Genomic DNA, 10,176 nt, shown 5'->3' on the forward strand with positions numbered 1-10,176 from the left:
ATCTATTTATTTAGGAGGGTTTTCTATGAAAAAGAGAGTAGGTGTAGTTTTTGGAGGAAGAAGTGTTGAGCATGAAGTGTCAGTAATAACAGGATTACAGGTTATAGAAAATATTGATAAATCAAAATATGAAGTCATACCGATTTATATAGACAAAGATGGTAAATGGCTTATTGGTGATTCATTAAGCAAATTTGAAAACTTTAAAAATAAGGATTTTAAGGGCGTCAAAGAGGTAGTTGTAGTTCCAAATTACAATAACCGAAAAGTATACTTGCATCCAGAGAAGACTAGCCTTTTTAGTAAGAAAATTTTAGAAACATTAGATGTAATTTTTCCAGCAGTTCATGGAACTAATGGAGAAGATGGTACATTACAAGGATTATTTGAATTGATGAATATACCTTATGTAGGAGGCAGTGTACTAGCTTCATCTGTTGGAATGGACAAAGTTATGATGAAATCTGTATTTAAATCATATGAACTGCCAATGGTTGACTATATCTGGTTTTATAGAAATAGATGGGAAGATAAAGAAAAATTAATTGAAGAAATAGAAAAGACATTAGGATATCCAGTTTTTGTGAAACCTGCTAATTTAGGTTCAAGTATTGGGATTTCTAAAGCTAAAAATAGAGAAGATTTAATAAAAGCAGTAGAAGTAGCCATTAGGTATGATCGAAAGATAATTGTAGAAAAGGGAGTAGAAAAGCCTAGAGAAATAAATTGTTCAGTTATTGGATATGATGATAGATTAAAAACTTCAGTTTGTGAGGAGCCGGTTGGCTGGGAAGAGTTATTATCATTTGAAGATAAATATATTAAGAGTAATACTAAAGGAACTAAAAATGGAAGGAGAATAATTCCGGCAAATATACCAGATGATATTAGAGTTAAAATAGAAGAATTGGCAAAAAGGGCATTTATGGCAATAGACTGCAGAGGAATAGCAAGGATTGACTTTTTATTAGATGATAAAAACAATATATATGTAAATGAAATTAATACAATGCCTGGTTCGATAGCCTATTATTTATGGGAGCCAAAAGGTATATCGTTTAAAGAACTTATAGATGAATTAATAGAAATTGCAATAAAGAGTTATGAAGAAAAAAATAAAAACATGTATTCTTATGATGTCAATCTGTTTAATAAAATAGATTTTCAAAATAAATGTGGAAAAATGTAGCATGATTATTATTAGGGCTAATAGTATGCCCTTATTTTTTTTAGCTGATAGTTACTAACCATAATTTGTATAAATTTCAATTTCAGCAAATAAAATATGTTATAATATTATGATATAGGGTAGAAACAAATTAGAGGTTGGTGTTGGAGATGAAATATTTACATGATAATGCTAAGGCGTTTTATTTTAAAGGAAATGATATTGGATGTCTATTAATTCATGGTTTTACAGGTTCTCCAGCAGAAATGAGGTTGTTAGGAGAATTTCTTCATAAACAAGGTTATACGGTAAAAGGTGTATTACTTAAAGGTCATGGAACGACAGTAGAAGATATGGAAAAGACTACTTGGAAAGATTGGTTATCATCGGCAGAGACGGAATTGATAGATTTAATGCATAAATGTAATAAAGTAGTTATAATTGGATTGTCTATGGGAGGAATAATAGCACTAAATCTAGCAGAGAGGTTTAAAATAGATGCTGTAGTAAGTATTGCTGCACCGATAAAAATAGTAAATAAAAAAGTATATTTTGCAAGAATAATTAAATATTTTAGAAAGTATATAACGAAACCTGAAGGGAAATTTGAATATGTAAAAGAATACTGTATAGGTTATAATAAAACACCGGTATCTACAGTTCCACATTTATTAAAATTAATTAGAATTACTAAGAGAAAATTAAAAAAAGTAAAGGCACCGATACTTATAATTCAGTCTAAAAATGACAAAACTGTAAAATATGAAAGTGCAGAGTATATTTTAGAAAAAGTTGGTTCACCGTATAAAAAGCTAATTTATTTAAAAGAGAGTGGGCATTTAGTAACTTTAGATTTAGAAAGAGAAAAAGTGTTCGATGAAATTAATAGATTTTTGTCTGATATAAATATATCAAAAAATTAATGGGGGTATGAAAATGAATAGAATAGAAGCTTTAAAACATGTAAAAGCTAATATTAAGAATAAGAATTTAATTAAACATATGTTAGCTACAGAAGCAGTTATGATAGGATTAGCAAGAAAATTTAAACAGGACGAAGAAAAATGGGGGCTTGCGGGCTTACTACATGATATAGATTATGAACAGACAGCAAATAATCCAGAAAAGCACAGTTTAGTTGGTGCAAAAATGTTAGAAGAATTAGGATATGATAAGGATATAATTTATGCAGTAAAAGTGCATAATGATATTCATGGATTAGAAAGAATAAGTTTAATGGATAAAGCATTATATTCGAGTGACCCATTAACGGGATTAATAGTTGCAGCAGCTTTAATATTACCAGAGAAGAAATTAAGCAAAATTGATACGAAATTTATATTAAATAGATTTAAAGAAAAGTCTTTTGCAAAGGGTGCAAATAGAGAACAAATTGCAGCTTGTAAGGAACTTGGTTTAGAGTTAGAAGAGTTTATTGAAATAGGTTTAAGTTCTATGCAACAAATTTCCGAAGAATTAGGATTATAACAGTATGGAGGTATTATAATGGGTACAAAAGAGAAGATTGTACAATTTATGAAAGAAGAAGCATATAAACCGATGCTTAAAGAAGAACTTGTAAAAGTATTTGGAATATCAAATAAAGAAATAAAAGATTTTTATAAGTTATTAGATGTAATGGAGAAAGAAGGTATAATCGTTAAGACTAGAAGTGATAGATATGGAGTACCTGAACGCATGAATTTAATTGTAGGTACTTTGCAAGGACATCCTAGAGGATATGGTTTTGTAGTACCTGATAATAAAGATATTAAAGATATTTTTATACCCTCACAAGATTTGAATGGAGCACTGCATGGAGATAGAGTCATAGCAAGAGTGATAAGCAGAGGTTTTGGAGGTAAGAGTGAAGAGGGAGAAATTATAAGGATACTTGAAAGAGCTAACAAGACGATTGTAGGAACATTTGAAAAAAGTAAGTATTTTGGATTTGTAGTTCCTGATGATAATAGGATAAGTATGGATGTATTTATTCCAAAGGCAGAAATAAATGGAGCTAAGACAAATCAAAAAGTTGTTGTTGAAATTACTAAATGGCCTGAAAAGAGGAGAAATCCTGAAGGTAGGATAATAGAAATATTAGGCTACAAAGGGGATGTAGGCACAGATATATTGGCAATAATTAAAAAGTATGGCCTTACAGAAGAGTTTCCTGAAAAGGTTTTAAAAGAAGCTGACAATATACCTGAAGAAATTCCAGAAGAAGAGATAAAAAGACGTTTAGATTTAAGAGACAAAAATATATTTACTATAGACGGGATAGATGCTAAAGATTTAGATGATGCAGTATCAATTGAAAGATTAGGAAATGCAAATTTTAAATTGGGAGTTCATATCGCTGATGTATCTTATTATGTAAAGGAAAAATCTCATTTAGATAAAGAAGCCTTGAAAAGAGGTACAAGTGTATATTTAGTCGATAGAGTAATACCAATGCTTCCTAAAAAATTGTCGAATGGAGTTTGCAGTTTAAATCCGGGAGTTCCTAGACTTACTCTAAGTGTTTTTATGGAGATTGACAAACAGGGTAGAGTAGTAGACCATGAAATTGTGGAAAGTATTATACAGAGCAAAGAAAGATTAGTTTATACAGATATTTCAAATCTTTTAGAAAATGATGATGAGGAATTAAAGGAAAGGTATAGTTATATTCTAGAAGATTTAAAGGCTATGGAGGAATTGTGTAATATATTGAGGAAAAAAAGAGAAAACAGAGGTAGCATAGATTTCGATTTTGATGAAGCAAAAATTATTTTAGATGAAAATGGTAAACCTATAGATATTAAAAAAGCAGAGAGGAGAATAGCAAATAGAATTATTGAAGAGTTTATGCTTGTTTGTAATGAAACGGTAGCGGAATATATGTACTGGTCGCAAATTCCATTTGTATATAGGATACATGAGGATCCAGATGAAGAGAAGATTAATGAATTTAATAAGTTTATTCATAATTTTGGATATCATTTAAAGGGAATTCAACAAATTCATCCGAAAGAACTTCAAAACCTATTGAAAAAAGTAGAAGGTACTAAAGAAGAAACAGTAATAAATACATTAATGCTCAGATCATTAAAGAAAGCCAGATATAGTGCTGAACCTGATAGTCATTTTGGATTAGCAGCAAGATACTACTGTCATTTTACTTCACCTATAAGAAGATATCCAGATTTACAAATTCATAGGATAATAAAAGCTTTTATAAATGGGGAGTTAAAGGGTAGCAAAATTGAGAAATTGAAAAAGAAATTACTCCATGTAGCTGAACAATCATCTATAAGAGAGAGAATAGCGGATGAGGCTGAAAGAGAAACTGAAGATTTGAAGAAAGTAGAATATATGTCAGAAAGACTTGGCGAAATTTACGAGGGTATAATATCTGGTGTGATGCCATTTGGTATTTTTGTCGAGTTAGATAACACTATCGAAGGTTTAGTTCATATAAGCACTTTAGTTGACGATTATTATATATATGATGAGTTTAACCATAGTTTTATTGGTGAGAGAACTAAAAAAACTTATAAAATAGGGGATGTAGTTAAAGTAAAAGTAATGAAAGCAGATATAGATAAAAGAGAAATTGATTTTATATTTGTAGAGTAAAATTAATTAAACACTATGTTGAAAATACAGGTTTGGCTTAAAGCTGAACCTGTTATTTTTATGATTTAAGGAAAAATCCATTTAAAATTTACCCTATATTGACAAAAAAAAATATATATGTTACAATTATCTTCGCACTAAATATAACGTGGTGATAAACATGGTAAAAAATAGTAATATAAAAGTGATTGCAAGGAATAAAAAAGCAAGGCATGACTATTTTATTGAAGAAACATTTGAAGCAGGTATTGTTTTAACGGGTACAGAGGTAAAATCAATAAGGCAAGGAAGAGTTAATCTTAAAGATAGTTATGCTGTTGTAGAGGACGGAGAGGTATTTATCAACAATATGCATATAAGTCCTTATGAACAAGGGAATATTTATAATACCGATCCATTGAGGAAAAGGAAATTATTGCTTCATAAAAGAGAAATAAATAAGTTAATCGGCTATACTACACAAAAAGGTTATTCTCTGATACCTTTAAGTATATATATAAAAAATGGATTAGTAAAATTAGAATTATCAATAGCTAAAGGAAAAAAATTATACGATAAGAGACATGATATTGCTAAAAGAGATGCAGAAAGAAGGATACAGAAACATTTAAGTGCAAAATATGGTGTTAGGTAATCTCTTGATAACATGGGGGCGAATATGGTTTCGACGGGGGCATGGAGTCAAGAGTAGCGAGCCGTTGTCGCCAAGCAACGTAAAAAGTGGCATCTAAAAATAAACGCAAACGATAATTACGCTTTAGCTGCGTAAGGAAATACGCGGCCGCTTCCTCTAATAGACCTGCCTATTAGAGTGTAAGTGTCATAATCTTGCAGGGAACTGCTGTAGGGGTTCTCCGACCTATAGTAGATTAATTGGAGATAGCTGAGAATAAAGCCTGTTGCTGGGCATTATTCTTAGCGAAGTATAATACAGCAACTGCGCTCGGAGAAGCTCTTGATGAAGTGCTTTCGGACGTGGGTTCGACTCCCACCGCCTCCACCAATAAATAAGAAAAACCTTGATTTACATAACAATGTAAATCAAGGTTTTTCTTATTTTAATATTTCTTTCATTAATTTTTTACCAGTAGGAGTTGCAGCAAGCCCTCCTAAAGCAGTTTCTCTTAATTCGACAGGAAGAGCTCTTCCTACATTATACATAGCTTCTACAACTTCATCAAAAGGTATTATGCTTTTGACGCCGGCAAGAGCTAAGTCGGCAGAAATTAATGCGTTTGTTGCTCCAGAAGCATTTCTCAAGGCACAGGGTACTTCAACTAATCCAGCTATAGGATCACAAACAAGACCGAGGATGTTTTTTATAGCAATAGCTGCTGCATGTAAGGACATTTCTGGCGTCCCTCCAGCCATTTCAACAACTGCAGCTGCTGCCATAGCAGAAGCAGCTCCGCATTCGGCTTGGCAACCGCCTTCTGCACCTGATATAGTTGCATTCTTAGCAATAATTTGACCTATACCAGCAGCAGTAAAAAGAGCATTTATAATATCTTCTTCATTTGCGTTTAAAATTTCTGCAGCTGTAAAAATAACAGATGGGATTATTCCACAAGAACCAGCAGTAGGAGCAGCTACAATTTTACCCATAGCGGCATTTACTTCAGAACAAGATAAGGCTCTTGCCATAGCTTTGTTTATAACATCTCCACATAAAGTTTTTTTATTTTTTCTATAATTTTCAACCTTTTTAGCATCTCCACCTATAAGGCCGCTTATAGATTTAATGTCATTTTCTAAACTACGTGTTGAAGCTTCCTTCATTACTACGAGATTTTCCTTCATTTTATTTCTTAACTCTTTTTTATCTATTTCTGAAACTTGTGCTTCATTTTCTAATACGATTTCCCAAAGTTTAAGTCCTTTTTCATTTGCTATTTTGAGCAGTTCTTTACCAGTATTAAACATTTTAACACCTCTTTGTTGTAGGATTAATTGCTTTTGCATTAGTAATTTCTTTTATATTTTGTAGTTCTTCAATAACTGTTGAATTAATTTCATGATCAGTTTCAATAATCATGGAAGCTTCTTTTCCTTTTATTTTTCTGTTTACTTTCATAGTTGCAATATTAATATCATGTTTAGCTAAAACTGTAGTAACTTTACTTATAATACCTTTTTTATCTATATGTTTAATTATTAGAGTAGGATACATTCCAGAAAACTCAACATTATATCCGTTAATATTGGTGATAACAATACTGCCACCGCCTATAGATGAGCCAGTTACATTTACTTTTTTACCATCTTTCATATAAAATACTATTTTTACCGTATTAGGGTGTTCATATCCTAAATCAGTTTCTACAAATTTAATTTTTATTCCTTTTTCTTTTGCTATATTGAGAGAATTTTTTAGTCTTTCATCATAAGGTTCCATTCCTAAAATACCTGCTACTAAAGCTCTATCAGTACCATGCCCCTTATAAGTTTTTGCAAAAGACCCATGCAAATAAAAAGTTACAGCTTCAAAATCATTACCTGCTATTTCCATAGCAACTTTACCTAATCTTGCTGCACCCGCTGTATGGGAACTCGAAGGGCCAATCATAATAGGACCTAGTATATCAAATGTACTGTAATTTTTCATTTGTATCTCCCTTCTTTATAATCTTCCATTGTTATTTTAACACCTAGTATTTACAGATACAATAAGAATTATAATTGAATAAGAATAAAAAACCTCATCTAAGAAGATGAGATTAATATTTAATATTCAGATTACCTGCACCTATATCAACAGTTATATAAATTTTTTTGTCAGCATTATCATAATTAGGCGATATGTAATAATTATTTTTATGTATCAAACCGAGGTCATTTAGGTTACTATGTTTCACACCACCGTCGAATCTAATTTTAACTCCTAAATTTTTCGGAATAGCTATATCAAGATTACCAGCTCCCATATCAATATCTATTTTTGAATCTTTTAATTTTTCACCTAATAAAATATTGATGTCTCCAGCACCAGCATCGATTTCCAAATCCTGAAAATTAATATTTTTTAAATCAAGAGTACCATCTACAGCTCCAATATCAATATTTATATTCCAATTTACATCTTCATTAAGATTAAAATTGTATCTATATCCCCTATTAGTTACTATTTTTTTGTGATTCTTTTGTTTGAATTCAATTTGAGCAGTTTTTGAATTTCTATCTAAGTTAGATTTATAATAAATATTTGGGTCTGTTATATAAGCGTTAAGAAGCTCATCTTTTGTTGGTTTAATGTTGAAGTTACCCGCTGACAACTTAAGTTCTAAAATACCATTGGCTATAAAATCTTCTTTTTCTAGTACTATGTTTTGATTTTCTAATTCATATGAAGTTGAATTTTCTGAATAAAAACCATAAAATATAGCAAAGATTATAAATAATATCCAAGCAATAATAATAATTTTATTATTTCTAAATATTAAATTTAATCCAAGAATAATTAGGATTACAGGCCATAAGTCAAAGAAGACATTCCAAATAGAAAAATTTAAAATATTGAGATTATCTAAAAGCCAAATAATACCTAAAAATATTAATATAAAACCTATTGTTAAATTTTTATTTTTCAAATCAATCCCTCACTTTCTTACCATATATTATATATATACCTGCAATTATAAGGAAAATAGGCCATAACTTTTCAAAATCGATCCAATATAATGTCTTTTTAAGTAAGAATATAATTCCAAGTAAAATTAAGATTAGACCTGCTAGTATTCTATTTCTATCAGTGTTATTCTGGTTATTATAGCTATAACCATTTGAAAATACAGGTGATTCGGGAATTACTATAATACATATTATGTATGCTAAAAAACCTATTCCCATAGTAAATCCTAATATGAGCCAAAGTAATCTAACTAAAGTAGAATCAATATTGAAATATTCAGCTATTCCACCACAAACACCAGCAATCATTCTATCATTAGTTGAACGATATAATTTTTGTTGCATTTTAAAAACTCCTTTCGATTTAATATTTTATTCTATATTTATTAGATGTTTTTGGAATAATTCCTCTAAAGAACTGCAATATTTATTAAGTTTTTTGTAATAAATTATTAAATACCTGTACCAGTTTATATTTTAGATAAATATATTATTAGTAGCAATAGGCATAAAGGAGGTGGAAACATGCCGTACTCCGTACGTGAGTTGTTTGCTAGGCTAATCAAATGTGAGGCAGGAGGAGAAGGAGAATTAGGGATGAAGGCAGTTGCAACAATAGTGATGAACAGGGTTCATGTAGCTTATGGAGAGTACCAAAGAGTATGTCAAGGAGATTTGAGGAAAGTTATTTATCAGAAAGGGCAGTTTGATTGTGTTAAAGGAACAATAGCTGGTAAAGCCAATCCTCAAACAATTTGGGCTAATCCACCAGAGAAAATACATTATGATATTGCTGATTGGGCTTTATCAGGTAATAAAGTTTATAATATAGGGGATTGTTTGTGGTATATGAATCCATTTAGTCCAAGATGTCCAAGTACTTTCCCTTGGAATGGAACAGGAAAATTAAGGACTAGAATAAGAAAACATTGTTTTTACTCACCAACGGAACTATATAAAGACACCTAATTTATTTTATTTGAAAAGGAGGGATTGTTTTGAGAAGAAAGGTAAAAAATGTTCCAAAAGATATAAAGAAACCTAGTGTTCCAATGCAACCAATGATGCCACAAATACCGATAATGCCTATGCCTTGTCCTAGTTATCCAATAGGCATGCCACCTCAAATAGAGAATCCAGTAGATTTTGAAATAGAACCCGGTCCACCGGTGATTGCTGATAAAAATTATTTGCAAGGATATTTAAAAACATTAATAGGGAAATTTATTAGAGTAGATTTTATAGTCGGCACTAATATGTTTGTAGACAAAGAAGGTACTTTAGAAGAAGTAGGAATTGACCATATTGTTTTAAGACAGGCAGAAACTAATGATTTAATGGTTTGCGACTTGTATTCTATTAAGTTTGTTAAGGTTTTTGAATAAAATAATGATAGCTACTAAGAGTAAAATCTTAGTAGCTTTATATTTATAATTTTGTAATATTTAATGTTCATTTAAATATTAGATATAAAAAGGCTAATTATATTATTACACCAGTTTACAAGATTAATTAAGCCACAAAGTCATTGTATATAAAGTTTTTAACGCATTTGGAAACTACAGAATAAATTTTTCTATTTTCGAGCGAAGATACGAAACTATCAAAAATTAATTCTTTTATTACTCTTTCTGAAATCATTCGTTTTATAACTTGTGGGCTTTCAAATTTGTAATCAGAAAATCTATTACTGATAAAGGGTAATACTGAAACAAAAGTAAAACTTATAGCTATTAAGTTTATAAATCTTTCTATAGCTT

12 protein-coding genes and 1 other RNA gene are annotated in these 10,176 nt (G+C 30.3%); 8 read left to right on the forward strand and 5 right to left on the reverse strand.

Features of this window, described 5'->3' with window-relative positions; all coding sequences use genetic code 11:
• The first annotated feature begins 25 nt into the window (after positions 1-25).
• From BUB51_RS02875 to ssrA, 6 genes are all read left to right on the forward strand, one after another.
• The gene (locus BUB51_RS02875; protein WP_073195317.1) at positions 26-1,189 is read left to right on the forward strand and encodes a D-alanine--D-alanine ligase family protein; all 1,164 of its coding nucleotides are present in this window, start codon (positions 26-28) and stop codon (positions 1,187-1,189) included.
• A gap of 149 nt (positions 1,190-1,338) precedes the next feature.
• Positions 1,339-2,091 carry an alpha/beta hydrolase gene (locus tag BUB51_RS02880; RefSeq protein WP_073195319.1) on the forward strand — a complete coding sequence of 251 codons (753 nt, stop codon included), beginning with the start codon at positions 1,339-1,341 and terminating at the stop codon, positions 2,089-2,091.
• Between the two features lie 13 nt (positions 2,092-2,104).
• Positions 2,105-2,656: an HDIG domain-containing metalloprotein gene (locus BUB51_RS02885; RefSeq protein ID WP_073195321.1), complete on the forward strand. Its 552-nt coding sequence runs from the start codon at positions 2,105-2,107 to the stop codon at positions 2,654-2,656.
• Positions 2,657-2,674: 18 nt separating this feature from the next.
• On the forward strand, positions 2,675-4,789 hold the full coding sequence (rnr, locus tag BUB51_RS02890; RefSeq protein ID WP_073195323.1) for a ribonuclease R: 2,115 nt from the start codon (positions 2,675-2,677) through the stop codon (positions 4,787-4,789).
• Positions 4,790-4,949: 160 nt separating this feature from the next.
• Positions 4,950-5,423 (forward strand): SsrA-binding protein SmpB, encoded by a 474-nt coding sequence (gene smpB / locus BUB51_RS02895; protein WP_035162774.1) that lies wholly within the window; start codon positions 4,950-4,952, stop codon positions 5,421-5,423.
• A gap of 14 nt (positions 5,424-5,437) precedes the next feature.
• Positions 5,438-5,792, forward strand: a transfer-messenger RNA (tmRNA) gene (gene ssrA, locus BUB51_RS02900).
• Between the two features lie 50 nt (positions 5,793-5,842).
• On the opposite strand, the gene sdaAA is transcribed toward ssrA, so the two are convergent.
• The 4 genes from sdaAA to BUB51_RS02920 form a co-directional block, all read right to left on the reverse strand.
• Positions 5,843-6,712, reverse strand: a complete 870-nt coding sequence (gene sdaAA / locus BUB51_RS02905; RefSeq protein WP_073195325.1) for an L-serine ammonia-lyase, iron-sulfur-dependent, subunit alpha — start codon at positions 6,710-6,712, stop codon at positions 5,843-5,845.
• Between the two features lies 1 nt (position 6,713).
• Entirely contained in the window at positions 6,714-7,394 is a 681-nt protein-coding gene (gene sdaAB, locus BUB51_RS02910) for an L-serine ammonia-lyase, iron-sulfur-dependent subunit beta (protein WP_035162771.1), read from the reverse strand.
• Between the two features lie 112 nt (positions 7,395-7,506).
• Positions 7,507-8,376: a LiaF transmembrane domain-containing protein gene (locus BUB51_RS02915; RefSeq protein WP_073195327.1), complete on the reverse strand. Its 870-nt coding sequence runs from the start codon at positions 8,374-8,376 to the stop codon at positions 7,507-7,509.
• Between the two features lies 1 nt (position 8,377).
• Entirely contained in the window at positions 8,378-8,761 is a 384-nt protein-coding gene (locus BUB51_RS02920) for a PspC domain-containing protein (RefSeq protein ID WP_073195329.1), read from the reverse strand.
• A gap of 180 nt (positions 8,762-8,941) precedes the next feature.
• Here BUB51_RS02920 and BUB51_RS02925 point away from each other — a divergent pair, with 180 nt between their 5' ends.
• Together BUB51_RS02925 and BUB51_RS02930 are read left to right on the forward strand one after the other, a co-directional pair.
• Positions 8,942-9,385: a cell wall hydrolase gene (locus BUB51_RS02925; RefSeq protein ID WP_073195331.1), complete on the forward strand. Its 444-nt coding sequence runs from the start codon at positions 8,942-8,944 to the stop codon at positions 9,383-9,385.
• A gap of 29 nt (positions 9,386-9,414) precedes the next feature.
• Complete coding sequence (locus BUB51_RS02930; protein WP_143153550.1) at positions 9,415-9,801, forward strand: hypothetical protein; 387 nt, start codon at positions 9,415-9,417, stop codon at positions 9,799-9,801.
• Positions 9,802-9,928: 127 nt separating this feature from the next.
• On the opposite strand, the gene BUB51_RS12970 is transcribed toward BUB51_RS02930, so the two are convergent.
• Positions 9,929-10,176, reverse strand: a 248-nt coding sequence (locus BUB51_RS12970) for a hypothetical protein (RefSeq protein WP_278293906.1), incomplete at its 5' end; no start/stop codon positions are given.

It is taken from the genome of Caloranaerobacter azorensis DSM 13643 (genome assembly GCF_900129995.1).
In the GTDB taxonomy this organism is placed as follows: domain Bacteria; phylum Bacillota; class Clostridia; order Tissierellales; family Thermohalobacteraceae; genus Caloranaerobacter; species Caloranaerobacter azorensis.

Bases quoted from the DNA above. Each gene is read 5' to 3' on its own strand.
- BUB51_RS02875 (WP_073195317.1), top strand. From the start codon at position 26: ATGAAAAAGAGAGTAGGTGTAGTTTTTGGAGGAAGAAGTGTTGAGCAT.
- BUB51_RS02880 (WP_073195319.1), top strand. From the start codon at position 1,339: ATGAAATATTTACATGATAATGCTAAGGCGTTTTATTTTAAAGGAAAT.
- BUB51_RS02885 (WP_073195321.1), top strand. From the start codon at position 2,105: ATGAATAGAATAGAAGCTTTAAAACATGTAAAAGCTAATATTAAGAAT.
- rnr (WP_073195323.1), top strand. From the start codon at position 2,675: ATGGGTACAAAAGAGAAGATTGTACAATTTATGAAAGAAGAAGCATAT.
- smpB (WP_035162774.1), top strand. From the start codon at position 4,950: ATGGTAAAAAATAGTAATATAAAAGTGATTGCAAGGAATAAAAAAGCA.
- sdaAA (WP_073195325.1), bottom strand. From the start codon at position 6,712: ATGTTTAATACTGGTAAAGAACTGCTCAAAATAGCAAATGAAAAAGGA.
- sdaAB (WP_035162771.1), bottom strand. From the start codon at position 7,394: ATGAAAAATTACAGTACATTTGATATACTAGGTCCTATTATGATTGGC.
- BUB51_RS02920 (WP_073195329.1), bottom strand. From the start codon at position 8,761: ATGCAACAAAAATTATATCGTTCAACTAATGATAGAATGATTGCTGGT.
- BUB51_RS02925 (WP_073195331.1), top strand. From the start codon at position 8,942: ATGCCGTACTCCGTACGTGAGTTGTTTGCTAGGCTAATCAAATGTGAG.